Here is a 24,001-nt window from a genome sequence, read left to right as displayed (position 1 = left end):
GCCCGGGCGCACTCGAAAATCGAGCCGAACGCACTAGCCTGTGGCACTCGACTCACCGAGCAGGTGCGCGGTGCACAGTCTCCACCATCGAGGACGGCATGGACACTCCGGGCAGCGCGAGCATCACGCTCGGCGCGGTGCTGCGGTTCGTCGACATCGCCGTGGACGCGCTCGCGCAGGCGCGCGAGGAGATCGACGCGCTCAACGTCTACCCGGTGCCCGACGGCGACACCGGCACGAACATGTACCTCACGATGTCGGCCGCGCGCGACGCCGTGCGGGACGCCACCGGCGGTGACCCCGAGGCCGACCTCGCGCCGGCGCTGGCGGCGTTCAGCCGGGGTGCCCTGCTGGGGGCACGCGGCAACTCCGGGGTGATCCTGAGCGAGATGATCGGCGCGCTCGCCCGGCGGATCGTCCACGCGACGCCCGACGAGCGCCGCGCCCACGTGATGGCCGAGGCGCTGCGGCAGGCCACCGAGGCGAGCTACGCCGCCGTCGGCGAGCCGGTCGAGGGCACCATGCTCACCGTCATCCGCGGAGCCGCGGAGGCGGGCGCCGAGGCCGCGCAGGCTCCGACCGCGCGCTCGAGCGACGTGTTCACCGCCGCCGCCCAGGGCGCGCGTACGGCGCTCGCGCGGACGCCGGAGCAGCTCCAGGTGCTGCGCGACGCAGGTGTCGTCGACGCCGGCGGCCGCGGCATCAGCGTGATCCTCGACGCGGCCGAGACCGTGCTCACCGGCCGGCGCCCCGTCCCGGTCACGTCGCCGCTCGGGAGCCGGAGCATCCCGATCCCGACGACCCCGAGCGGTGACCTCACCGCGGAGGGGCCGTCGTACGAGGTGATGTACCTGCTCGACGCCGAGGACGCCGCGATCCCCACGCTGCGCAGCGCGCTCGCGCCGCTGGGCGACTCGCTCGTGGTCGTCGGCGGCGAGGGGCTGTGGAACGTGCACGTGCACGTCGATGACGTCGGCGCCGCGGTCGAGGCGGGGATCGCCGCCGGCCGTCCGCACCGGATCCGCGTCACCCACTTCGCCGAGCAGATCGCCGAGGTCCGGCAACGGGCCACCGACCGGCAGGGCCGCCGGGTCGTGGCGGTCGCGGCCGGCCCGGGGCTGGCCGCGCTGTTCGAGGAGGCCGGCGCGATCGTCGTACCGGGTGGGCCCGGGAAGCGCCCCTCCACCGGCCAGCTGCTGGAGGCGATCACGACGTGCGGCGCGTCCGAGGTGATCGTGCTGCCCAACGACGCCGACTCCGTCCGGGTCGCCCAGATCGCCGCGAGCACTGCCGAGGCCGACCTCGAGGGCGTGATCCGCGTCGCGGTGATCCCGACCCACGCCCAGGTGTCCGGCCTCGCCGCGATCGCGGTGCACGAGCCCGGCCGCGCGTTCGACCAGGACGTGCTCGAGATGACCGCGACCGCACGGCACGCGCGCCAGGGCGCGGTGACCGTCGCGTCGCGGCAGGCGATGACGATGGCGGGTCCCTGCGAGCCGGGCGACGTGCTCGGCGTGGTCGCGGGCGACTTCGCGGTCGTCGGCGAGGACCTGTACGACGTCGCCACCGACGTGCTCGACCGCCTCCTGGGCGGTGGCGGGGAGCTGGTGACGATCGTCGCCGGAGCCGAGGACGCCGAGGGCGCGCTGGCGACCCGGTGTGCTGGGTACGTCGAGGAGCACCACCCCGCTGTCGACGTCGTGGTGTACGACGGTGGCCAGGAGCGGTACCCGCTCCTCGTGTCCGTCGAGTAGAGGAGCCCGGTTGATCAGTCTCGACTCACCGGTGATCGCGGTCCTCGGCGACCACAAGAAGAAGCGGGAGGGGATCGAGGAGCGTCTCGGCCTGCGCACGGTCGGCGACCTGCTCCACCACTTCCCGCGCAGGTACGTCAAGACGGGCGAGCTGACCCGTGTCGACGACCTCGAGGACGGGCAGATGCTCACCGTCGTCGGCCAGATCGCGCACAGCAAGCTCAACAGCTACACCGACCGGCGTACCGGCCGACCGGCGTACCGCCTCGACGTGAGCGTCCGTACCGACGGGCCGTCGTTCCGGATGTCGTTCTTCGCCAAGAGCAAGCACATCGGCGAGTGGCACCAGAACCGCCTGCCCGTCGGGCGCCGCGGGATCTTCCTCGGCAAGGTCGGGAGCTTCCGCGGCGACTGGCAGCTCACGAACCCGCAGCTGGTGCTGTTCGGCGACCCCGACGAGGACGCCGCGCAGCTCTCGCTCGACAAGATCGGCGAGTTCTACCCGATCTACCCACTCACCAAGGGCGTCGACTCGTGGGACATCCAGCGCGCGGTCGCGTTCGCGCTGACCGTCGTCGACGACGTGCCTGACCTGATCCCCGAGGCGGTGCGCGACGAGTACGGCCTCCTCGACGTCCACACGGCGCTCGAGCGCATCCACAACCCCCACGACTACGGCGAGATCTCCAGCGCCCAACGCCGCTTCCGGTTCGAGGAGGCGCTGGTCACGCAGCTGGCGCTGGCCCGGCGGCGTCGCACGGTCCGCGAGCTCGGCGCCCGGGCGCGCACCGGCGGTGGCGGGCTGCTGGCGGAGTTCGACTCCCGGCTGCCGTTCGAGCTGACCGCCGGCCAGCGCGAGATCGGCGCCCAGATCGAGGAGGACCTGGCCCAGTCGCACCCGATGAACCGGCTGCTCCAGGGTGAGGTCGGCTCCGGCAAGACCCTCGTCGCACTGCGCGCCATGCTGCGGGTGGTCGACTCCGGCGGGCAGGCGGCGCTGCTCGCGCCGACCGAGGTGCTCGCCCAGCAGCACCACCGCTCGATCACCGCCATGCTCGGCGACCTCGCGGCCGGGGGGATGCTCGGGGGCGCCGCCGAGGCGACGAACGTCGAGCTGCTCACCGGCTCGATGACCAAGGCCCAGCGCACCGCGCCGATGTCACGCATCGCGACCGGTGAGGCCGGCATCGTGATCGGCACCCACGCGCTGCTCGAGGAGAAGGTGATCTTCGCCGACCTCGGCCTCGTGGTCGTCGACGAGCAGCACCGCTTCGGCGTCGAACAGCGCGCCGCGCTCACCGACAAGGCCGGCACGCCGCCGCACGTCCTCGTCATGACCGCCACCCCGATCCCGCGCACCGTCGCGATGACCGTCTTCGGCGACCTGGAGACCTCCACGCTCACCGAGCTGCCCGCCGGCCGCGCGCCGATCCAGACCAACCTGGTCCCGCTGGCCGAGCACCCGCAGTGGATCGCCCGGGTCTGGGAGCGGGTGCGCGAGGAGGTCGAGAAGGGCCACCAGGTGTACGTCGTCTGCCCGCGCATCACCGGCGACGAGCACGAGCAGGGCGAGACCGACCAGGTCGACGTCGACGAGGACGGCAATGCCGTCACCGCGGCCGCGCCGACCGCCGGACTCAGCGCGGTCGAGGAGGTCGCCGCCGAGCTCGTCGAGGGCCCGCTTCACGGCCTGCGGGTGGAGAAGCTGCACGGGAAGATGCCGCCCGACGACAAGGACGCCGTGATGCGCGCCTTCGCGGCCGGTGACGTCGACGTCCTCGTCGCGACCACCGTGATAGAGGTCGGCGTGGACGTCGCGAACGCGACCGCGATGGTGCTGCTCGACGCCGACCGGTTCGGTGTCTCCCAGCTCCACCAGCTGCGCGGCCGCGTGGGCCGTGGCGGCCTGCCGGGCCTGTGCCTGCTGGTCTCCCGCGCCGAGCCCGGCTCGCCAGCCCGCGACCGGCTCGACGCGGTCGCCCAGACGACCGACGGCTTCGAGCTCAGCCGGGTCGACCTCGAGCAGCGTCGCGAAGGTGACGTTCTGGGGAAATCGCAGTCGGGATACCGCTCGGGCCTGCAGACTCTGCGGGTGCTGCGTGACGAGAAGACGATCGTGGAGGCCCGGGCGGCCGCGGTCGCCCTGCTGGACGCCGACCCCGACCTGGCCCGCGCGGGCGACCTCGGGGCCGCCGTGAGCCGGCTCGAGGAGTCGGTGCAGTCTGACTTCATGGAGAAGTCCTAGGGATGACGCGGATCATCGGTGGCGTTGCCGGTGGCCGGCGGATCGCGACTCCGCGGGGTGCGGCGACGCGTCCCACGAGCGACCGGGTGCGGGAGGCACTGTTCTCCGCCGTCGAGTCCTGGTGCGGCTCGCTGCACGGGCTGCGGTTCCTCGACCTGTACGCCGGCTCCGGGGCGATCGGGCTCGAGGCGTGGTCGCGCGGCGCCGGCGTCGTCACGCTGGTCGAGCAGGACCGCAGGACCGCCGCGCTGATCACCGACAACGCTCGCTCCATCGGGTTCGCGCGTGCCAACGTCGTGGCCGGCCCGGTGGCGAGCACGCTGCGCCGCCCGCCGAGTGCGCCGTACGACATCGCGTTCCTCGACCCGCCGTACCCCCTCTCCGAGGACGCCCTGGCCGCGGACCTGTTGGCGCTGACCGCCGAGGGCTGGCTCGTGCCGGGCGCCCTCGTCGTCGTCGAGCGTTCCGTGCGCAGCCCCGAGCCGCGATGGCCCGACGGCATCGTGCCCAGCCGGGAGAAGCGGTACGGCGAGACCGTGCTTTGGTACGGTCACGCCGGCCCCGAGAGCCCCGACGACAGCAAGGAGTAGCCGTGCGCCGAGCGGTCTGTCCGGGTTCGTTCGACCCGGTCACCAACGGACACATCGACATCGTCGGCCGTGCCGCGAAGCTCTTCGACGAGGTCGTGGTCGCGGTCGGCGTGAACGCCTCGAAGAACCGGCTGTTCACGGCCGACGAGCGGATCGAGATGCTGCGCGAGGTGTGCGCGGACCTGCCGCACGTGAGCGTGCGGAGCTTCAGCGGCCTGATCGTGGACTTCTGCCGCGAGATCGACGCCCAGGCGATCGTGAAGGGCCTGCGCGGCGGCAACGACTACGAGTACGAGCTGCCGATGGCCCAGATGAACGCCCACCTGACCGGCGTCGAGACCGTCTTCGTGCCGACGACCGCGGCGCTGGGCTACGTCTCGTCGAGCCTGGTCAAGGAGGTCGCGTCGCTCGGCGGCGACGTCGCCGGGCTGGTGCCCGAGCCGGTCCTCGGACGTCTCACGGCGAGGCTTGCCGAGCGCTCCTGACCGTATTTTGCCGGTCGGGACCCCGGGCCGGTACGCTTCTCGCTGATCTGTTTGTGCCTGAAACCGGAAGTAGAACCCTGAGCAGCCTGGACCCGAGAGCGCCGCTCGTGCTCGACACCCGCGAGCTCGGCCGCCGCCCGGGGTCCCAGCGTCAGGTGAAGCGGACGGTTCCGGCACCGGCAGATCTAGGCATCGAAGTCCTCGGTGTCCCGGAAGGTTCGCAGGTCGAGCTCGACCTGCTGCTGGAAGCGGTCATGGAGGGCGTGCTGGTGACGGGCACGGCGCACGCCGTGCTCGACGGCGAGTGCGCACGGTGCCTGGAGCCGATCTCCGACGAGATCGAAGCGCGGTTCCAGGAGCTGTTCGTCTACGTCGAGCACCAGACCGCTCACGACGAGGACGACGAGGTCAGCAGGCTTGAGGGCGACCTGGTCGATCTCGAACCCCTGTTGCGGGACGCGGTGGTGCTCGCACTACCGTTCCAGCCGCTGTGTCAGGACGACTGCCCAGGACTGTGCACCGAGTGCGGTGCTCGCCTGGCGGACGACCCGGACCACACCCACGTTGCACCGATCGACCCGCGCTGGGCCGGCCTGGCCGCCCTGACGCAGGACCAGCAGGACCCCGAAGCAACCGAGTAGCACCCCGTACGGCCGGAGATCCCGGTCCTGGTAGAGGAGAAAACAGTGGCTGTCCCGAAGCGGAAGATGTCGCGCAGCAACACCCGGCACCGTCGTTCGGCCTGGAAGGCCGTCGCGCCGAGCCTCGTGACGTGCGCGAACCCCGCCTGCGGCGCCAAGCACCTGCCGCACCGTGCGTGCGGCGAGTGCGGCCAGTACGGCGCGCGCGCTGACCGTCGTCAGGTCCTCTGACCCGGTCAGAACGCTGACCAACTACGCCGAGCTGCGCGCCGCGCTCGGGGATCCGGAGCTGGACCCCGAGCTGCTCGAGCGCGCGCTCACGCACCGGTCGTACGCCTACGAGAACGGCGGGCTGCCGACCAACGAGCGCCTGGAGTTCCTGGGTGACTCGGTGCTCGGCGTCGTCGTGACCGAGACGCTGTACCGGACCCACCCGGACCTCTCCGAGGGCCGGCTGGCCAAGCTGCGCGCCGCGGTCGTCAACGCCCGCGCGCTGGCCGAGGTCGGTCGCGGCATCGGCGTCGGCGACCACGTGAAGCTCGGTCGTGGCGAGGAGTCCACCGGCGGCCGCGGCAAGGCGTCGATCCTGTCCGACACCGTCGAGGCGGTGATCGGCGCGGTGCACCTCAGCGGCGGCTTCGAGACGTCCGCCGTCGTCGTGCACCGGCTCTTCGACCCGCTCATCGAGGCGGCGTCGGCGCTCGGTGCCGGCCTCGACTGGAAGACCTCGCTCCAGGAGCTCTCCGCCGAGCACGGCCTCGGCGTGCCGGAGTACGTCATCGAGGACGACGGCCCGGACCACATGAAGACGTTCACCGCCCAGGTGCGCGTCGGCGAGGGCCTCTACGGCAACGGCGTGGGCCGCTCCAAGAAGGAGGCCGAGCAGGCCGCCGCGGAGACGGCGTACGGCGAGATCGCCACCAGCCTCGGCGTCGACGACTCCGTCGACATCGCAGCGCAGATCGTCTCCCGCAAGAACTGATGCCGGAGCTCCCGGAGGTCGAGGTCGTCCGGGCCGGGATCGAGCGGCACGTCCTGGGCGCGACCATCAGCCACGTCGACGTCCTGCACCCGCGTCCGGTGCGCCGGGACCCAGGTGGCCCGGCCGGCTTCGCCGCGGCGCTGACCGGCCGCCGGATCGAGGCGGCCCGCCGGCGCGGCAAGTACCTCTGGCTCCCGCTCGACAACGGTGACGCCCTGCTCGGCCACCTCGGCATGAGCGGCCAGATCCTGGTGCAGCCGCCCGAGGCTCCCGACGAGCGGCACCTGCGGGTCCGGTTCTCGCTCGAGGGCGCCGACGAGGGCCGCGAGATGCGCTTCGTCGACCAGCGGATGTTCGGCGGCCTCTCGGTCTCGCCCGGGGGAGCCGACCTGCCGCCGGAGATCGCCCACATCGCGCGCGACCCGCTGGACCCCGAGTTCGACGACGACCTCTTCGTGCGCAAGGTCCGCAAGCGGACGTCGGGGATCAAGCGGCAGCTCCTCGACCAGAACCTCATCTCCGGGGTCGGCAACATCTACGCCGACGAGGCGCTCTGGCGCGCGCGCATCCACGGCGAGCGACCCGGCGACCGGCTGACCGCGGCCCAGGTGCGCGAGCTGCTCGGCCACGCCCGCGACGTGATGGTCGCGGCGCTGGGGGAGGGCGGCACGTCGTTCGACGCGCTCTACGTGAACGTCAACGGCGAGTCGGGCTACTTCGACCGCTCCCTGCACGCCTACGGCCGCGACGGCGAGCCCTGCGAGCGCTGCGGTACGCCGATGCGGCGGGTCGCGTTCATGAACCGTTCGTCGTACTTCTGCCCCGTGTGCCAGCCCGCGCCGCGGAGGCGGCGTACTCCTGGGAAGCAGGCTTTGCCCGTCCCGGATTGACCAACGCGAGCCCCGGTGGGACTCTTGAAGACGGCCCCGTCACCACCCCCGGTGACCCATCACGACCCCTGGAAGGCACGTACATGGCCAAGGCGCTGATCGGATACATGAACAGCGACCTGCGGACCCCCGCGAACCTCGTAGCCGAGAACGCTCGGCTGCGTGCGCGCGTGGGCGAGCTCGAGGCGCTGGTGCTGCGCCTCAGCGAGGAGAACGACAACCTGACGGCCGCGCAGGCCGCCGTCCTTCTCGACGAGGCCTCCCTGCAGGAGATGCAGCCCGCCTGACGCGAACCTGATTCGCACGACGCCGTCCCGGACGGCTAGCCTCGCTGCCTTGTGAGCAGCCTGGTCGAGATCGTCGCGCCCCGACGGTTCGGGACCGGCTTCCGCTGGCTCCTGTCGTCGTCGTGGGTCTCGAACCTCGGCGACGGGATCGCGCTCGCCGCCGGGCCGCTGCTGGTCGCGTCCATGACGCACGACCCCGTGCTGGTCGCGAGCGCCGCGCTGCTGCAGTGGCTGCCGCCGCTGGTGTTCGGGCTGCTCGCGGGCGCTCTGGCCGACCGGCTCGACCGGCGGCTGATCATCGTCACCGTCGACCTGCTGCGCGCGGTCGTGCTCGTGCTGCTGACCGCCGTGGTCGCGGCCGACCTGGCCCAGATCTGGATCGTGCTGCTCGCGATGTTCCTGCTCGGCACGGCGGAGGTGTTCGCGGACAACACCGCCGGGACCCTGATGCCGATGCTCGTGGACCGCGACGACCTCGCGGTCGCGAACGCGCGGCTCACGACCGGCTTCATCACCGTCAACCAGCTCGCCGGGCCGCCGATCGGGGCGGCGCTCTTCGCGGCCGGCCACGCCGTGCCGTTCGCCGCCCAGGCGGTCCTGGTCGCACTCGGCGCCGTGCTGATCTCCCGGCTGGTGCTCGCGCCGCACCGTCGCGAGGTCGCGCCGGAGACGCACCTGCGCCACGACGTCGCCGAGGCGTTCCGGTGGGTGCTGCACAACGCGGCGGTGCGGACGCTGGTGATGACGATCTTCGTCTTCAACATCACGTTCGGCGCGGCCTGGTCGGTGCTGGTCCTCTACGCCACCCAGCGCCTCGACATGGGGCCGATCGGCTTCGGCCTGCTGACGACGGTCTCCGCGGTCGGCGGGCTGCTCGGGACGCTGGCGTACCCGTGGATCACCCGGCACGTGAGCCTCGGCGACCTGATGCGGATCGGCCTGGTCTTCGAGACGTTCACGATGCTCGCCCTGGCGATCACCACCCACGCCTGGGTCGCGATGTGCATCTTCTTCGTGTTCGGGGCGCACGCGTTCATCTGGGGCACGACGTCGCTCACGATCCGCCAGCGCGCCGTGCCCACCGAGCTCCAGGGCCGGGTCGGCAGCGTGAACCTCGTCGGCGTCTTCGGCGGGCTGGTGATCGGCTCCGGGATCGGCGGGCTGATCGCGCGGGAGTGGGGCGTGACCGCGCCGTTCTGGTTCGCGTTCGTCGGCTCGGCGGTCTTCGTCGTGCTGATCTGGAGCCAGCTCAGCCACATCGCGCACGCCGACGAGGCGGACGCGCCCGCGCCCGCCTAGTCAGCGCGGAGGGGTGCGGGCGGGTATCGTCGGGCTCGCTGAGCTTCCCCCGCGCCCGGCTGCGATGATGCTGCGACGTTTCAGTACCTCGGATCGATGAGCTGGGAGCCGCACGTTGTACCTGAAGAGCCTGACCCTGAAGGGGTTCAAGTCCTTCGCCTCCTCGACGACGCTCCAGCTCGAGCCGGGCATCACCTGCATCGTCGGGCCGAACGGCTCCGGCAAGTCCAACGTCGTCGACGCGCTCGCGTGGGTGATGGGTGAGGCCAGCGCCAAGTCGCTGCGCGGCGGCAAGATGGACGACGTCATCTTCGCCGGCACGTCCGGCCGCCCACCGCTCGGCCGCGCCGAGGTGCTGCTGACCATCGACAACTCCGACGGCGCGCTGCCGATCGAGTACGCCGAGGTCACGATCAGCCGGACGATGTTCCGCTCCGGCGGGTCCGAGTACGCCATCAACGGCAACTCGTGCCGGCTGCTCGACGTGCAGGAGCTGCTGAGCGACTCCGGCATCGGCCGCGAGATGCACGTGATCGTCGGGCAGGGCCAGCTCGACCAGATCCTGCACGCGACCCCGGAGGACCGCCGCGGCTTCATCGAGGAGGCCGCAGGCGTCCTCAAGCACCGCAAGCGCAAGGAGAAGGCGCTCCGCAAGCTCGACTCCACCGAGGGCAACCTCAACCGCCTCAACGACCTGCTGACCGAGATCCGGCGCCAGCTCAAGCCGCTGGGTCGTCAGGCCGAGGTGGCGCGCCGCGCCGCGACCGTCCAGGCCGACGTCCGCGACGCCCGCGCCCGGCTGCTGGCCGACGACATGGTCACCGCCCACACCGCGCTCGAGCAGGAGATGGCCGACGAGTCGATCCTGGTCGCGCGCCGCGAGCAGGTCGAGGCCGACATCGCCAAGGCCCGCGAGGCCGAGGCGCGCCTCGAGGCGGCGCTGCGGGAGGACCTGCCCGCGCTGGCGCAGGCGCAGGACACCTGGTTCGCGCTGTCCGGCCTGCGCGAGCGGCTGCGCGGCACCCAGTCGCTGGCCCACGAGCGGATCAGGAACGCCGCCGGCACCACCGAGGTCGAGGAGGTCCGCTCCGGGCGCGACCCGGAGCAGCTCGAGGCCGAGGCCGAGCAGGTCCGCGAGCAGGAGCAGCGGATCGCCGCCGAGGTTGACGCCAACCGGACCGCGCTCGAGGAGGCCGTCACCGCTCGCCGCGCCGCCGAGGACGCCGCCGCCGAGGAGGACCGCCGCGTCGCGGGGCTGCAGCGCGCGGCCGCCGACCGCCGCGAGGGCCTCGCCCGGCTGCACGGCCAGGTCAACGCGCTGAAGTCGCGGGCCGCAGCCGCCGACGACGAGGTCGGCCGGCTCACGCTCGCCCGCGAGGAGGCCGTCGCCCGCGCCGACCGCGCCCAGCGCGACTTCACCGCGCTCGAGACCAAGGTCGCCGGCCTCGACGCCGGTGAGGAAGGGCTCGACGCCGAGCACGAGGCGGCGGTGCTCGCCCTCGACTCCATCGAGGAGAAGCTCGCCAAGATCCGTGACGAGGCGCTGCAGGCCGACCGCGACCGGACCGCGCTCGCAGCGCGCAAGGACGCGCTCGAGATGGGCCTCAACCGCAAGGACGGCGCCGGCGCGCTGCTCGCGGCCTCCGACTCGGTCTCGGGGCTGATGGGCTCGGTCGCGGCGCTGCTCGGCGTGCGCTCCGGCTTCGAGACCGCGGTCGCGAACGCGCTCGGGTCCGCCGCCGACGCGGTCGCGGTGACCGACGCCGACTCCGCCGTCCACGCGATCGGCCTGCTCAAGGGCGACGACCTCGGCCGCGCCGGGCTGCTGCTCGGCGGTGCGCCCGACACCCAGCGCGACTGGCCCCCGCTGCCCGCGCACGCGACGTACGCCGTCGACGCGGTGGAGTGCCCCGACACGCTGCGCTCCTCGCTGGAGCGGCTGTTGTTCAAGGTCGCCGTCGTTGACGACCTCGACGCCGCCCGCGCGCTGGTCGCCGACCTCCCCGACGTCACCGCGGTGACCCGCGACGGTGACGTCCTCGGCACCCACTTCGCGGCCGGCGGCTCGTCGAGCCAGCCGAGCCTGATCGAGGTCCAGGCCGCGGTCGACGAGGCCGTCGAGCAGCTCGCCGAGGCGGTCGCCGCCTCCGAGCGTCTCGGCTTCGAGATCTCGCGCGCCGAGAGCGAGCGGCTCGAGGCCCAGAAGCGCGTCGACGTGGCGCTCGCGAAGCTGCACGAGTCCGACGCCACGCTCGCGGCGGTCGCCGAGGAGCTCGGCCAGTACGGCTCCCAGGCCCGCGCCGCCCGCGGCGAGGCCGAGCGGCTGACCCAGGCGATCGCGAAGGCCGAGGAGGCCCGGGTCCAGGCCGTGGCCGGGCTCACCGAGCTCGAGACCCGCCTCGCCTCGGCCGAGGACGCTCCCGAGGAGGAGCCCGACACGTCGGTCCGCGAGCAGCTGGTCGAGCAGGCCCGCGCCGCTCGCCAGGGCGAGATGGACGCACGCCTCGCGCTGCGGACGTCGGAGGAGCGCGCTCGCGCCCTGCACGGCCGCGCCGACTCGCTGCTCCGCGCCGCGCGCGCCGAGCGCGAGGCGCGCGCCAAGGCCGCCGAGCGGCGCGAGCGGCTGATCCGCGAGGGCCGGGCCGCCGAGGCGGTCGGCCAGGCCGTCGCGTACGTGCTCGGCCGGCTCGAGGTCTCCGTGCACCGCGCGACCGAGGCTCGCCTGGCGGTGGAGCAGGCCCGCGCCGGCCGCGAGCAGGAGCTGCTCTCCGTACGCACCACACTGCGCGAGCTCGGCAAGGAGCACGACGAGCTGGTCAACTCCGTGCACCGTGACGAGATGGCCCGCACCCAGCAGCGGATGCGCTTGGAGCAGCTCGAGGAGAAGGTGCTCGAGGAGCTCGGCATGGACGCCGCCGCGCTGATGGCGGAGTACGGCCCCGACCAGCCGGTGCCGTTCTCCGGCGAGCTCGAGGAGGGCCAGGAGCCGCCCGCGCCGACGCCGTACGTGCGCGAGGAGCAGCAGAAGCGGCTCAAGTCCGCCGAGCGCGCGCTGCGCGAGCTCGGGCGGGTCAACCCGCTCGCGCTCGAGGAGTTCTCGGCGATGGAGGAGCGGCACAAGTTCCTGACCGAGCAGCTCGAGGACCTCAAGAAGACCCGCAAGGACCTCCTCGACATCGTTCGCGAGGTCGACCAGCGCGTCGAGCAGGTCTTCACCGAGGCGTACGCCGACGTGTGCACGGCCTTCGACGCGACGTTCGCGCGGCTGTTCCCGGGCGGTGAGGGCCGCCTGGTGCTCACCGACCCGAACGACATGCTCAACACCGGCATCGAGGTCGAGGCCCGTCCGGCCGGCAAGAAGGTCAAGCGGCTGTCGCTGCTGTCCGGTGGCGAGCGGTCGCTGGTCGCGGTGGCCTTCCTGGTCTCGCTGTTCAAGGCCCGGCCGTCGCCGTTCTACATCCTCGACGAGGTCGAGGCGGCGCTCGACGACACGAACCTCGGCCGGCTGCTGGAGATCTACGAGGAGCTGCGGGAGAACTCCCAGCTGCTCGTGATCACGCACCAGAAGCGGACCATGGAGGTCGGCGATGCGCTGTACGGCGTGACCATGCGCGGCGACGGCGTCTCCGCGGTGATCAGCCAGCGCCTGCGCGAAGCCGAGTCCGCCTAGTGCCCGCCGAGCGGCCGACCCGCGACCAGTACGTCTACTGGGAGCAGGTCACCACCCGCTGGGCCGACATCGACGTCTACGGGCACATGAACAACGCCCGCTACTTCGAGCTCATCGACACCGTCGTCAACAACCAGTTGGCCGTCTCGACCGGCGTCGACATCCGCGCGCTCGACGCGATCGGCGTGGTCGCGGAGGTGGGCTGCCGCTACTTCGCGGAGATCGGCTACCCCGAGCCGGTCGACGTCGGGGTCGTCGCCGACAAGGTCGGCACCTCCTCGGTGGTCTACCGCGTCGGGCTCTTCCAGGGCGGCGACCAGGCCTGCGCGGAGGGTCGCTTCGTCCACGTGTACGTCGACAACACCGACCCGGCGCGTCCGGTCACCCCGATGCCGGACGTGATCCGGGCCGCAGTCACGCCGTTGCTGCGTGGCTGAACCGTGACCTCGCCGCCGGTGTGGCACGGTGGGGGCGCGGGTACCCGTCCGGGTGTCCGCATCTCTCGGGAGGTAGTTCGTGCTCGCAGTCGTCATCGTGATGGTCCTGATCCTGCTGCTCGCCGGCGCGGTCACGGCGTACGTCGCCTATCCGCATCGCGGCGAGGAGATGCCGGTCGCACCGTGGATCGGTGAGGCGATGGAGCGGGCCGCCGACGCGGCACCGGTGATCGAGCCGGAGTACCACGACTCCGAGCGCAAGCACTGACGCTTCCTCTGGTTGGATTGAGGGCATGGAGTCCTCGCTTCTGCTCATCCTGATCATCGCGCTCCTCGCGGTCGCCGTCATCGGCATCGGCGTGGGGCTGGTGATCTCCTCCCGGGGCAAGTCGACCCCGCCGGTCGTCGAGGCGCCGCCGGTCGACACCACCCCACCCGTCGAGGCGCCGGAGGCCGAGGCCCCGGTGGCCGAGGCGCCCACCGCGCCGACGCTCGAGCGGCCCGAGGGCCGCGAGTCCCGCCTGGTGCGGCTGCGCCAGCGGCTGGCCGGGTCGCAGGGCGGCCTGGGCCGTGGCCTGCTCGCGCTGCTCTCGCGCGACCGGTTGGACGAGGACACCTGGGAGTCGATCGAGGACACCCTGCTCACCGCGGACGTCGGCGTGGCGCCGACGCAGGAGCTCGTCGAGAAGCTGCGCACCCGGCTCCGGGTCGAGGGTGCGCCCGAGGACGCCCGCGGGGTGCTGCGCGAGGAGCTGCTGAACCTGGTCGGCCCGGACATGGACCGCGCGCTGCGGGTCAGCGGCGCCGACGGCCGGCCCGGCGTCGTGCTCGTGGTCGGCGTGAACGGCGCCGGCAAGACCACCACCGTCGGCAAGATCTCCCGGATCCTCGTCGCCGACGACCGCAAGGTCGTCCTCGGCGCGGCCGACACGTTCCGTGCGGCGGCCGTCGAGCAGCTGGCGACCTGGGGCGAGCGGGTCGGCGTCGACGTCGTGCGCGGACCCGAGGGGACCGACCCGGCAAGCGTCGCGTTCGAGGCGGTCAAGGAGGGCGTCGACACCGGCGCCGACACCGTCATCGTGGACACCGCTGGCCGGCTGCAGAACAAGGCCGGCCTCATGGACGAGCTCGGCAAGGTCAAGCGGGTGATCGAGAAGCAGGCGCCGGTCACCGAGGTGCTGCTCGTCCTCGACGCCACCACCGGCCAGAACGGCCTCATCCAGGCCCGCGTGTTCAGCGAGGTCGTCGACGTCACCGGCATCGTGCTCACCAAGCTGGACGGCTCCGCCAAGGGCGGCATCGTCGTCCAGGTGCAGCGTGAGCTCGGCGTCCCGGTCAAGCTGGTCGGCCTCGGCGAGGGCGCCGACGACCTGGCACCGTTCGACGCCGGCGCGTTCGTCGACGCGCTGCTCGGGTAGGGCCGGCCGGCGCGCATGACGGCCGCGGAGGAGGTGATCGCGGCGGCGGAGGAGCGCGCGCGAGCGCTTGCGGCCGGCGACGCCGCCCGGCTCCGGCAGCTCCTCCACGAGCGGTTCACCTGGACGAGCCACGTCGGCGAGGTCCTCGACCGCACGGAGTACGTCCGCCGGAACACCGAGGGCCACACTGTCTGGCTCGCCCAGCGGCTGGACGCCGTCGAGGTGGCGGTCGTGGGGGACACCGCCGTCCTGCGGGCCGAGGTGACCGACGAGGTGGCGTCGTCCGAGGGCTCCGCCGAGACCTTCCGGATGCCGGTGACCCAGGTCTGGGTCCGCGTCGCGGGGGCCTGGGCCTGCCTGGCCGGGCACGCCGGTCCGCGCCGGCCGTAGCCGTGCGTCCTTGAGTTCGGTGTAACACCGAAGTAACACGGGCCGGGAACTCGTTGCACGACCGCAACATGTGGCCACCGGGCTTGAAACCTCCACGGCCGAAGGTCTTCCCCAATGGGGCGGACCCCGGGTGCGACAGAGCGGTCGCCGCGACCTGCCCTCCTTGATCTGCACCCCTGGAGGTTCTGTGGACGGCTACTACGCCTTCATGCTGATCGCGACGGCGTTGGTCCTGATGATGACCGTGCCGGCGCTCGCGCTGTTCTACGGCGGCATGTCTCGGTCGAAGTCCGTGCTCAACATGATCATGATGTCGTTCATCGCGGCAGCGATCGTCGGCATCCTGTACGTCGCGGTCGGCTGGTCGATGGGCTTCGGCGGCGAGGGCACCTTCTTCGCCAACCCGTTCGAGCTGTTCTGGCTCGACGGCGTCACGACCGACAACTACATCTACGTGATGTTCCAGATGACGTTCGCGATCATCACCGTCGCCCTGATCAGCGGCGCGGTCGCCGACCGGATGAAGTTCGCGGCCTGGGTCGTGTTCGTCCCGCTGTGGGCGCTGCTCTGCTACTTCCCGATGGCCCACATGGTCTTCAGCTGCACCGAGGACTCGCTGATCTGCGGCCGCATCGGCGCCCAGGACTACGCGGGCGGTACCGCCGTCCACATCAACGCCGGTGTCGCGGCCCTGGTGCTCGTCCTGCTGCTCGGCAAGCGCCTCGGCTGGCCGAAGGACAAGATGCGTCCGCACAACCTGACCCTCACCATGCTCGGCGCGGGCATGCTGTGGCTCGGCTGGTACGGCTTCAACGTCGGCTCGATCGTCTTCGCCGGCGAGGAGGGCGACGCCTTCACCGCGCGCTTCATGTCGGAGACCGGTCGCACCTTCGCCAACACCACCCTCGCCACGATGGCCGCGATCCTCGGCTGGCTGGTCATCGAGCGGCTGCTGCACAAGAAGGCGACCTCGCTCGGCGCGGCCTCGGGCATCGTCGCGGGTCTCGTCGCGATCACCCCGGCCGCCGGTGCGGTCGACATCGAGGGTGCGGTCGCGATCGGCGCCATCGCCGGTGCGGTCTGCGCCTGGGCCGTCGGCCTGAAGTTCAAGCTCGGGTACGACGACTCGCTCGACGTCGTGGGCGTCCACCTCGTCGGCGGCGTCGTCGGCACCATCCTGATCGGTGTCTTCTCCACCTCGGCCGGCGCCGGCGGCGTCGACGGTCTCCTGTACGGCGGCGGCTTCTCGTCGCTCGGCGACCAGGCTCTCGGCGTCGTGGTGGCGGTCCTGTTCTCTGGCATCGTGACCACCGTGATCGCCGTGGCCGTGAAGTACACCGTCGGTCTCCGGATCTCCGAGGACGCCGAGGTCGAGGGCATCGACCTGGCCGCCCACGGTGAGACGGCGTACGACCTGCACACCAGCAGCCTCGGCGGCGGTGGCAAGTCCGGCGTGCTGGCTGCCTCCACCACCGCCCCTGCTTCGGAAGGAGCCAACGCATGAAGCTCGTGACCGCGGTCATCAAGCCGCACAAGTGGGAGGACGTCCGCGAGGCCCTCGAGACCTTCGGCGTGACCGGGATGACGGTCAGCGAGGTCAGCGGCTACGGCCGCCAGAAGGGCCACACCGAGGTCTACCGGGGCGCGGAGTACGACATCGCCCTGGTCCCGAAGATCCGGATCGAGATCGTGGTCAGCGACGACGACGCCGACGACATCGTCGGCATCGTGGTGAAGACCGCGGGCACCGGCCGGATCGGCGACGGCAAGGTCTGGGTCAGCCCGATCGACACCGTGGTCCGGGTGCGGACCGGCGACAAGGACGAAGCGGCCCTGTGAGGTCGTCTCTGTGACGCACACCGTGGCCCGGCTCCTCACGCAGGAGCCGGGCCCCGGCGTTTCCGGGAGAATCTCGTCATGACCGCCGCGGACCGGGCGCAGCGCGCCGCCGACGCCGACGCGCTGTGCGCCAAGGCCTACGAGCAGAGCGGGGGACCGGACTCCGGTGCGGCCCTCGTCGCGGTCGGTGGCTACGGCCGCGCGGAGCTCGCGCCGTACTCCGACCTCGACGTCGTGCTGGTGTCGGCCGAGGGGGTCGACGTCCGGGAGGTGGCCGGGCAGGTCTGGTACCCGCTCTGGGACTCCGGGGCGAAGCTCGACCACTCGGTGCGCACGCTCCCGGAGATGATCGCGGCCGCCGAGGCGGACCTGAAGGTCGCGCTCGGACTGCTCGACGTCCGGCACCTCGCCGGCGACCCGGCGCTGACCCTGCAGCTGCGGACGACGATGCTCGGGCAGTGGCGGCGCAGCGCCCGCGACCGGCTGCCCGCGCTGCACGACCTCGTGCGCAACCGGCACGAGCTGGTCGGCGAGCTCGCGCACCTCTCGGTGCCCGACCTCAAGGAGGCCGAAGGCGGTCTGCGGGACGCGACCGTGCTCAAGGCGCTGGTCGCCACCTGGCTCGTGGACGTGCCCCACGTCGAGCTGGAGCGCACCCGCGTGGCCCTGCTCGACCTGCGCGACCAGGTGCAGGACTGCGCCGGGCGCGCGACCGACCGGATCGCGCCGGAGATGTGGGAGGCGCTGGCCGAGCGGCTCGGGGCCGGCGACGCCCGGGCCGCCCAGGTGCAGGTCCGGGAGCTCGGCCGCCGGATGGCGCACCTGTCGCACCTGACCTGGCGCCGGGTCGATGCCGCGCTGGCCCGGCCCGCGGCGTACGAGTCGGCCCGCAAGCCCGGGCTCACGCCGCTCGCGCCGGGCGTGGCGCTGGCCAGCGGCGAGGTCGTCCTGGACGCGAAGGCGCGCCCGGGCGACGACCCCGCGCTGCTGCTGCGCGCTGCCGCGATGGCAGCCGAGCGCGACGTCGTGCTCGCGCCCGCGACCGCGGCCCGGCTGGTCCGCGAGTGCGCCCCGCTGCCGGTCCCGTGGCCCGACGAGGCGCGGCAGCTGCTCGTGCGGCTGCTCGCGTCGGGACGCGGGCTGCTCGGTGTCTGGGAGACGCTCGAGGAGACCGGTGCCCTCGACAGCTTCCTGCCCGAGTGGGAGCGGGTGCGGCTGCTGCCGCACGCGTCCGCGATCCACCGGTTCACCGTCGACCGGCACGTCGTCGAGACCTGCGTGGAGGCGTCCGCGCTGATCCGCGACGTGGCCCGCCCGGACGTGCTGATGGTCGCGGCCCTGCTGCACGACATCGGCAAGGGCGGCCTGACCTCGCACAGCGTGGCGGGCGAGCCGATCGCCCGCGAGATCGCCGCGCGGATGGGCTTCACCCCGGACGCGGTGGAGCTGATCGCGCGGTTGGTCCGCTGGCACCTGCTGCTGGCCGAGACCGCGACCACCCGCGACCCGGACGACCCGGCGACCGTCGAGCAGGTCGCCTCCCGGGTCGGCGACGCCGAGGCGCTCTCGCTGCTGCTCGCGCTCACCGAGGCCGACGCCAAGGCGACCGCGCCGAAGGCCTGGTCGTCGTGGCGGGCGGGCCTGATCCGCGACCTGGCCCGACGTACGCGCACCTCGCTGGACTCGGGCACCACCCTCCCGCCGATCGTCACCGACGAGGTCTCCGTCCCGCGCGAGGTGCGCCGTCGCGGGAACGTCTCGATCGAGACCGAGGGTGCCGGGGACGGCACTCGGGTCACGGTGATCGCGCCGGACCGCGTCGGCCTGCTCGCCGACGTCGCCGCGATGTTCGCCATGCAGCGGGTCCCCGTCCGGGCGGCACGCGCCTGGGCGCAGGAGCAGTACGGCGTGTCCGTGTGGGAGGTCGGCGAGCCCGACCTCGACCCGGCGGTGCTGCGGCAGCGGTTCGAAGCGGTCGTCGACAGGCGCGTCGACGTCGCGCGCCGGCTCACCGTCCCGTCATCCGCGCTGGATCCCAGCGTGGTGGTGCGGCCCGAGGCCAGCGACCACGCCACGGTGCTCGAGGTCCGGGCCGCGGACCGGCCGGGGGTGCTGTACCAGGTCTGCGCGGCGCTGGCCGGCCTCGACGTCGCGGTGCGCTCCGCGCACGTGGACACGCTCGGGCCGCAGGCGGTCGACGTGTTCTACCTGCAGGAGGCGTCCGCGGGCGTGCTGTCGGACCGGCGCGCGGCGGAGGCCGCGCACGCCGTGCGGGACGCCCTGACGAGCACCGCCGAATCCTGAGCGCGGGCCCGGGCGACTAGGATTGCCCCGTCTCTGACCTCTGCTGCAACAGGACCACGACTTGTTCGCCACACTCTCCGACCGGCTCGCCGACACCTTCAAGAACCTCCGGGGCAAGGGTCGGCTCTCCGAGGCCGACATCGACGCCACCGCGCGTGAGATCCGGATCGCGCTGCTGGAGGCCGACGTCGCCCTCCCCGTGGTCAAGGAGTTCGTCGCCGCGGTCAAGGAGCGGGCGCGCGGCGAGGAGGTCAGCCAGGCGCTGAACCCGGCCCAGCAGGTCGTGAAGATCGTCAACGAGGAGCTCGTCAACATCCTCGGCGGCGAGACCCGCCGGCTGCGCTACGCCAAGAGCGGCCCGACCGTCATCATGCTCGCCGGCCTCCAGGGCGCCGGCAAGACGACGCTGGCCGCCAAGCTCGCGCTGTGGCTCAAGGAGCAGGGCCGCTCGCCGATGCTCGTCGCCGCGGACCTCCAGCGCCCCAACGCCGTCAACCAGCTCCAGGTCAACGGCGAGCGCGTCGGCGTCACGGTCTTCGCGCCCGAGCCGGGCAACGGCGTCGGGGACCCGGTCGCGGTCTCGCGGGCCGCCATCGAGGAGGCCAAGCGCACCCTCCACGACACCGTCATCGTCGACACCGCCGGCCGCCTCGGCGTGGACGCCGAGATGATGCAGCAGGCCGCGGACATCCGCGACGCCGTGCAGCCCGACGAGGTGCTGTTCGTCGTCGACGCGATGATCGGCCAGGACGCCGTCGTCACCGCCCAGGCGTTCCTCGACGGGGTCGGGTACGACGGCGTCGTACTCACCAAGCTCGACGGTGACGCCCGCGGTGGTGCCGCGCTCTCGATCGCCTCGATCACCGGCAAGCCGGTCATGTTCGCCTCCAACGGCGAGAAGATGACCGACTTCGACCTGTTCCACCCCGACCGCATGGCCTCGCGCATCCTCGACATGGGTGACGTGATGACCCTGATCGAGCAGGCCGAGAAGACCTTCGACGCCGAGCAGGCGGCGAAGGCGGCGGCGAAGCTCACCGGTGAGGGCGGGGAGTTCACCCTCGACGACTTCCTCGAGCAGATGCAGCAGGTCCGCAAGCTCGGCTCGATGTCGAAGATCATGGGGATGCTCCCCGGGATGGGGCAGTTCCGCGACCAGCTCGAGAACTTCGACGAGCGCGAGATCGACCGGATCCAGGCGATCATCCAGTCGATGACACCGGCCGAGCGGGCCAACCCGAAGATCATCGACGGCTCCCGCCGCGCCCGCATCGCGCGCGGCTCGGGCCGCCAGGTCTCCGACGTCAACCAGCTCGTCGACCGGTTCTTCGAGGCCCGCAAGATGATGCAGACCTTCGCCAAGGGCGGCGGGCTCCCCGGCATGCCGGGCATGCCCGGGATGCCGGGCATGGGCGGCAAGCGCGCGAAGGCCAAGCAGGCGCCGAAGAAGGGCAAGGGCAAGCGCGTCTCCGGCAACCCGGCCAAGGCCGCCCAGCAGGCCGCGGCCCAGAAGGAGAAGGCGGCCGCCGCCGGCAGCAACCCGTTCGGCAACCCGAACGGCGCCGAGCCGGTCGACTACGAGAAGGCCGCCGCCGCGCTCGACCTGCCCAAGGACTTCTCCAAGTTCCTCAAGTGAGCACGGCAGCCCCTGCAGGTTTCCCGGTGGGCCGGGGAAACCTGACGTTCTGCCCAGAAACTTCGGCCCAGAAGGTCAGGGTTTGCCCGAGAGGTCCGGCCTCACGTGACCACGCTCATCGTCGACGCCGCGAACGTCGTCGGCAGCCGGCCGGACGGCTGGTGGAAGGACCGCGCCGGCGCCGCGCGCCGACTGCACGAGCAGCTGCTCGTCGCGGACCTGCCGTACGACGAGGTCGTGGTCGTGCTCGAGGGCGCGGCCAAGGGCGGCACCAAGGCCGGCCGCGACGGCCACGTCCGCACCGTGCACGCCAAGGGCGCCGGTGACGAGACCATCGTCGAGCAGGCGCGTGCCGCCGCCGCGAAGGGCCGCACGGTCGTGGTCACCGCCGACCGGATGCTCCAGGCCCGGGTCGGGGGAGTGGGCGCCCAGGCGCTCAGCCCGTCCTGGCTGCTGGACCAGCTCTGAGCTGCTGTCTTCCCGTCGAGAGACGCAAAACGGCCCCGTCCGACAGGCTTTGAGGGCCGATTCGCGTCTCTCGACGATTCTCGGCGCCAGCCGAGCACCGCTACGATGGATGACAGCTCAACAGGTTCAGGGTTTCACGCGTCTTGGAGGTGGGTTCGGCGCGTCGTATCGACGCACCCGAAAGGCCCGCCCCGTGTCACCCCTCGCCTCCTACCGCCGACTCTTCGAGCTCGCCGGACCGGCGTACGTCGCCGTCGCGTTCGTCGCTCGGCTCCCGCTGGCCATGGCCCAGCTCGGCACCCTCCTCCTCGTCTCCGGCGCCACCGGCAGCTACGGCCTCGGCGGGCTGGCCGCCGGCGCCCTGGCCGTCGCGAACGCGGTCGGCGCACCGTTCGCGGGCTCCCTGGCCGACCGGATCGGCCAGCGCCAGGTCGTGCTCGTCCAGTCGCTCGCCGGCGCCGCCGCGCTGACGCTGCTGGTCGCGCTGGTCCACGGCGACGCGAGCGACGCCGCCGTCGTGGCGGTCGCAGCCCTCGCAGGCCTCACGATGCCGCAGGTCGGGCCGCTCGCCCGGGCACGCTGGCGCCCGATCACGGGCGGCCACCGGCGTCTCGTGGACGTCGCGTTCTCCTACGAGGGCGCAGCCGACGAGGCGTCGTTCGCCATCGGCCCGGCGTTGGTCGGTCTCGGCGTCGTCGCGTTCTCCCCGAGCGGCGCGCTGCTGCTCGCCGCGGCCATGCTCGCGATCTTCGGTACGGCGTTCGCGCTGCACCCCACCGCCCGGACCACGCGCGGCGAGGGCCCGCAGCTCCCGACCGGTCGGCTGTTCTCCGCCGCCCTGGTCGTGCTGATCACCGCTCAGCTGCTGATCGGTGTGCTGTTCGGCGCCACCCAGACCGGCACCACCGTGCTGGCCACCGAGGTCGGCCAGCCGGGCCTCGCCGGCCTGGTCCACGCCACCCTCGGCGTCGGCAGCGCGCTCGCCGGCATCGCGACCGCGTTCATCCCCGACCGGATCGGGCCCGAGCGCCGGATCCTCGTCGCTGCGGCCGCGCTCCTGGTGTTCTCCATGCCGCTGCTGCTGGTCGACGGGCTGCCGGCGCTGGTCCTGGTGGTCGGCATCCTCGGCTTCGCGGTGGCGCCGTTCATGATCGGCAACTTCACGCTGGGGGAGCGGGTCGTGCACCCGAGCCGGGTGGCGACCACGATGACGGTGCTCGCCAGCGCCACCGGTCTCGGCTACGCGCTCGGCTCCGGCGTCGCCGGCCGGCTCGCTGATGCGCACGGCTACACCGCGGCGTTCGCGGTCACGGTGTCGGCGATGGCGGTCGCGGTGACCCTGGTCGCGTGCTCGCAGCGACTGCTGCGCAACGCCCTCGCCGCCGCCAAGCCCGCGCCGGAGCTGGTCGCCGCGGCGTAGTCAGGCCGAGATCCGGGCGATTGCCAGCGAGACGGCACCGACCACCTCGGCCCGGTCGCCGAGCTCCCCGGAGACGACCCGCAGCGCAGCCGCCGTGTCCGGCTGGGCGTAGCGACCGACCGAGGACCGGATCCCGTCACCGAGTGACGCGGACCTGCCGAGTGAGCCTCCGACGACGACCAGCTCGGGGTTCAGGCTGTTGCACAGGTCGGCGAGCGCGCGTCCGATCACCCGGCCGGCGTCGCTGAGCACCCGGCGCACCCCGGCGTCGTCGTCCCCGTCCAGCTCGAGGATCCGCTCGACCGACAGCTCCTCGTCGTACGCCGGCTGCAGCAGCTCCACCAGCCGGGGCGCCGCGACGAGCGTCTCCAGGCAGCCGCGGTTCCCGCACCGGCAGACCTGGCCGTCCTCGCCGATCTGGACGTGGCCGAGCTCGCCGGCGATGCCGGTCGCCCCGCGGTGCAGCCGGCCGCCCAGCACGATCCCGGCGCCGAGCCCGCTCGCGACCTTGACGTACACGACGTCGGCGACGCCGCGGGCGACCCCGCGTGTGAGCTCGGCGAGGGCGCCGAGGTTGGCGTCGTTGTCGGCGAACACCGGGACGTCCAGCCGGCGGTGCAGCTCCTCGGCGGGAGACAGCTGCCGCCAGCCCGGCAGGATCCCGGTGCGGATGCTCGCCGACCGGCGGTCCAGCGGGGCCGGCACGCACATGCCGACCGCGTGCAGGTTCGCGCGAGCCAGCCCGGCCACGCGGAGCGACTGACGCACCATCCGGGCGGCGCGGTCCAGGGCCGCGCCGCCGTCCTCGTCGACGTCGACGGCCGCGGTGTCCTCGGCCAGGACGGCCCCGCTCCGGTCGGCGACCGCGACCCGCACGTGCCGGTGCCCGATGTCCACCCCGGCGACGCCGCCCCCGGGCGTGCTCAGCGTGACAAGCAGGGGCGGCCGCCCGCTCCCGCCCTTGTGTGGTCGGCCGCGGTCCGCGGTCTCGACGACGTGGTCGTGGGCGATCAGCTCGCTGACCAGGCTCGAGACCGTGGTCCGGGACAGGCCGGTGGCGCGCGCCAGGTCGGCGCGGCTCATCGGCCCCTCGCTGGCGAGCAGCGTGGTGATGGCGCGACGGTTGTTCTCGCGAAGCCGTTCGAGCGAGGCCATGTCGCGACGGTACGTCGGTTCGTCCGGGAAGCGCACTAATAACTGGCCGATCCGGCTTCATTACGCATTGACCCGGACGAACCCGGTTCCT

General features: G+C 72.6%; 22 protein-coding genes. 21 read left to right on the top strand and 1 reads right to left on the bottom strand.

Translation table 11 applies throughout. From position 1 onward, the window contains the following. Positions 1-98 precede the first annotated feature (98 nt). From ABD875_RS06045 to ABD875_RS05945, 21 genes are all read left to right on the top strand, one after another. Positions 99-1,754 carry a DAK2 domain-containing protein gene (locus ABD875_RS06045; RefSeq protein WP_345172232.1) on the top strand — a complete coding sequence of 552 codons (1,656 nt, stop codon included), beginning with the start codon at positions 99-101 and terminating at the stop codon, positions 1,752-1,754. Positions 1,755-1,764: 10 nt separating this feature from the next. Beyond that, a complete protein-coding gene (locus ABD875_RS06040) occupies positions 1,765-3,999 on the top strand; it encodes an ATP-dependent DNA helicase RecG (RefSeq protein WP_345172230.1) in 2,235 nt (744 codons plus the stop codon). 2 nt (positions 4,000-4,001) lie between these two features. Further along, on the top strand, positions 4,002-4,589 hold the full coding sequence (rsmD, locus tag ABD875_RS06035; protein ID WP_345172228.1) for a 16S rRNA (guanine(966)-N(2))-methyltransferase RsmD: 588 nt from the start codon (positions 4,002-4,004) through the stop codon (positions 4,587-4,589). Between the two features lie 2 nt (positions 4,590-4,591). Then, positions 4,592-5,074 carry a pantetheine-phosphate adenylyltransferase gene (gene coaD / locus ABD875_RS06030; protein ID WP_345172226.1) on the top strand — a complete coding sequence of 161 codons (483 nt, stop codon included), beginning with the start codon at positions 4,592-4,594 and terminating at the stop codon, positions 5,072-5,074. A gap of 107 nt (positions 5,075-5,181) precedes the next feature. Continuing rightward, on the top strand, positions 5,182-5,715 hold the full coding sequence (locus ABD875_RS06025) for a YceD family protein (RefSeq protein WP_345172224.1): 534 nt from the start codon (positions 5,182-5,184) through the stop codon (positions 5,713-5,715). 45 nt (positions 5,716-5,760) lie between these two features. Beyond that, positions 5,761-5,946, top strand: a complete 186-nt coding sequence (rpmF, locus tag ABD875_RS06020; RefSeq protein ID WP_243057252.1) for a 50S ribosomal protein L32 — start codon at positions 5,761-5,763, stop codon at positions 5,944-5,946. Continuing rightward, positions 5,888-6,697 carry a ribonuclease III gene (gene rnc, locus ABD875_RS06015; protein ID WP_425576184.1) on the top strand — a complete coding sequence of 270 codons (810 nt, stop codon included), beginning with the start codon at positions 5,888-5,890 and terminating at the stop codon, positions 6,695-6,697. Before rpmF ends, rnc begins: the two co-directional genes overlap by 59 nt. Then, the gene (gene mutM / locus ABD875_RS06010) at positions 6,697-7,587 is read left to right on the top strand and encodes a bifunctional DNA-formamidopyrimidine glycosylase/DNA-(apurinic or apyrimidinic site) lyase (RefSeq protein WP_345172222.1); all 891 of its coding nucleotides are present in this window, start codon (positions 6,697-6,699) and stop codon (positions 7,585-7,587) included. Before rnc ends, mutM begins: the two co-directional genes overlap by 1 nt. A gap of 83 nt (positions 7,588-7,670) precedes the next feature. Then, entirely contained in the window at positions 7,671-7,874 is a 204-nt protein-coding gene (locus tag ABD875_RS06005) for a hypothetical protein (protein WP_345172220.1), read from the top strand. A 51-nt stretch (positions 7,875-7,925) separates the two neighbouring features. Next, the gene (locus ABD875_RS06000) at positions 7,926-9,173 is read left to right on the top strand and encodes an MFS transporter (protein WP_345172218.1); all 1,248 of its coding nucleotides are present in this window, start codon (positions 7,926-7,928) and stop codon (positions 9,171-9,173) included. Positions 9,174-9,288: 115 nt separating this feature from the next. After that, positions 9,289-12,843: a chromosome segregation protein SMC gene (gene smc / locus ABD875_RS05995; protein ID WP_345172214.1), complete on the top strand. Its 3,555-nt coding sequence runs from the start codon at positions 9,289-9,291 to the stop codon at positions 12,841-12,843. After that, a complete protein-coding gene (locus tag ABD875_RS05990) occupies positions 12,843-13,280 on the top strand; it encodes an acyl-CoA thioesterase (protein WP_345172212.1) in 438 nt (145 codons plus the stop codon). Before smc ends, ABD875_RS05990 begins: the two co-directional genes overlap by 1 nt. 79 nt (positions 13,281-13,359) lie before the next feature. Continuing rightward, positions 13,360-13,548: a hypothetical protein gene (locus ABD875_RS05985; protein WP_345172209.1), complete on the top strand. Its 189-nt coding sequence runs from the start codon at positions 13,360-13,362 to the stop codon at positions 13,546-13,548. 25 nt (positions 13,549-13,573) lie between these two features. After that, the gene (ftsY, locus tag ABD875_RS05980; protein ID WP_345172208.1) at positions 13,574-14,698 is read left to right on the top strand and encodes a signal recognition particle-docking protein FtsY; all 1,125 of its coding nucleotides are present in this window, start codon (positions 13,574-13,576) and stop codon (positions 14,696-14,698) included. A 15-nt stretch (positions 14,699-14,713) separates the two neighbouring features. Then, entirely contained in the window at positions 14,714-15,088 is a 375-nt protein-coding gene (locus tag ABD875_RS05975) for a nuclear transport factor 2 family protein (RefSeq protein WP_345172206.1), read from the top strand. 187 nt (positions 15,089-15,275) lie between these two features. Continuing rightward, positions 15,276-16,592 carry an ammonium transporter gene (locus ABD875_RS05970; RefSeq protein WP_345172204.1) on the top strand — a complete coding sequence of 439 codons (1,317 nt, stop codon included), beginning with the start codon at positions 15,276-15,278 and terminating at the stop codon, positions 16,590-16,592. Then, entirely contained in the window at positions 16,589-16,927 is a 339-nt protein-coding gene (locus ABD875_RS05965) for a P-II family nitrogen regulator (RefSeq protein ID WP_345172202.1), read from the top strand. The genes ABD875_RS05970 and ABD875_RS05965 overlap by 4 nt, the downstream gene beginning before the upstream one ends. 78 nt (positions 16,928-17,005) lie before the next feature. Next, positions 17,006-19,231, top strand: coding sequence for a [protein-PII] uridylyltransferase (locus ABD875_RS05960; protein ID WP_345172200.1), 2,226 nt, complete (start codon positions 17,006-17,008; stop codon positions 19,229-19,231). 61 nt (positions 19,232-19,292) lie between these two features. Continuing rightward, entirely contained in the window at positions 19,293-20,867 is a 1,575-nt protein-coding gene (ffh, locus tag ABD875_RS05955) for a signal recognition particle protein (RefSeq protein ID WP_345172198.1), read from the top strand. Between the two features lie 105 nt (positions 20,868-20,972). After that, positions 20,973-21,335, top strand: a complete 363-nt coding sequence (locus ABD875_RS05950; RefSeq protein ID WP_345172196.1) for an NYN domain-containing protein — start codon at positions 20,973-20,975, stop codon at positions 21,333-21,335. A 193-nt stretch (positions 21,336-21,528) separates the two neighbouring features. Beyond that, complete coding sequence (locus ABD875_RS05945; protein WP_345172194.1) at positions 21,529-22,755, top strand: MFS transporter; 1,227 nt, start codon at positions 21,529-21,531, stop codon at positions 22,753-22,755. On the opposite strand, the gene ABD875_RS05940 is transcribed toward ABD875_RS05945, so the two are convergent. Beyond that, positions 22,756-23,910 (bottom strand): ROK family transcriptional regulator, encoded by a 1,155-nt coding sequence (locus ABD875_RS05940; protein ID WP_345172192.1) that lies wholly within the window; start codon positions 23,908-23,910, stop codon positions 22,756-22,758. It abuts the gene before it with no gap. Positions 23,911-24,001: the final 91 nt, after the last annotated feature.

The organism is Nocardioides caricicola (assembly GCF_039541135.1).
GTDB classification, from domain to species: Bacteria; Actinomycetota; Actinomycetes; order Propionibacteriales; family Nocardioidaceae; genus Nocardioides; species Nocardioides caricicola.
The sequence above is the reverse complement of the archived record's forward strand: the minus strand, read 5'-3'. Positions and strand labels throughout refer to the sequence as shown.

Excerpts from the sequence above, each read along its gene's own strand:
- ABD875_RS06045 (WP_345172232.1), top strand. The coding sequence starts at position 99 with ATGGACACTCCGGGCAGCGCGAGCATCACGCTCGGCGCGGTGCTGCGG.
- rsmD (WP_345172228.1), top strand. The coding sequence starts at position 4,002 with ATGACGCGGATCATCGGTGGCGTTGCCGGTGGCCGGCGGATCGCGACT.
- mutM (WP_345172222.1), top strand. The coding sequence starts at position 6,697 with ATGCCGGAGCTCCCGGAGGTCGAGGTCGTCCGGGCCGGGATCGAGCGG.
- ABD875_RS06005 (WP_345172220.1), top strand. The coding sequence starts at position 7,671 with ATGGCCAAGGCGCTGATCGGATACATGAACAGCGACCTGCGGACCCCC.
- ftsY (WP_345172208.1), top strand. The coding sequence starts at position 13,574 with ATGGAGTCCTCGCTTCTGCTCATCCTGATCATCGCGCTCCTCGCGGTC.
- ABD875_RS05975 (WP_345172206.1), top strand. The coding sequence starts at position 14,714 with ATGACGGCCGCGGAGGAGGTGATCGCGGCGGCGGAGGAGCGCGCGCGA.
- ABD875_RS05965 (WP_345172202.1), top strand. The coding sequence starts at position 16,589 with ATGAAGCTCGTGACCGCGGTCATCAAGCCGCACAAGTGGGAGGACGTC.
- ABD875_RS05960 (WP_345172200.1), top strand. The coding sequence starts at position 17,006 with ATGACCGCCGCGGACCGGGCGCAGCGCGCCGCCGACGCCGACGCGCTG.
- ABD875_RS05940 (WP_345172192.1), bottom strand. The coding sequence starts at position 23,910 with ATGGCCTCGCTCGAACGGCTTCGCGAGAACAACCGTCGCGCCATCACC.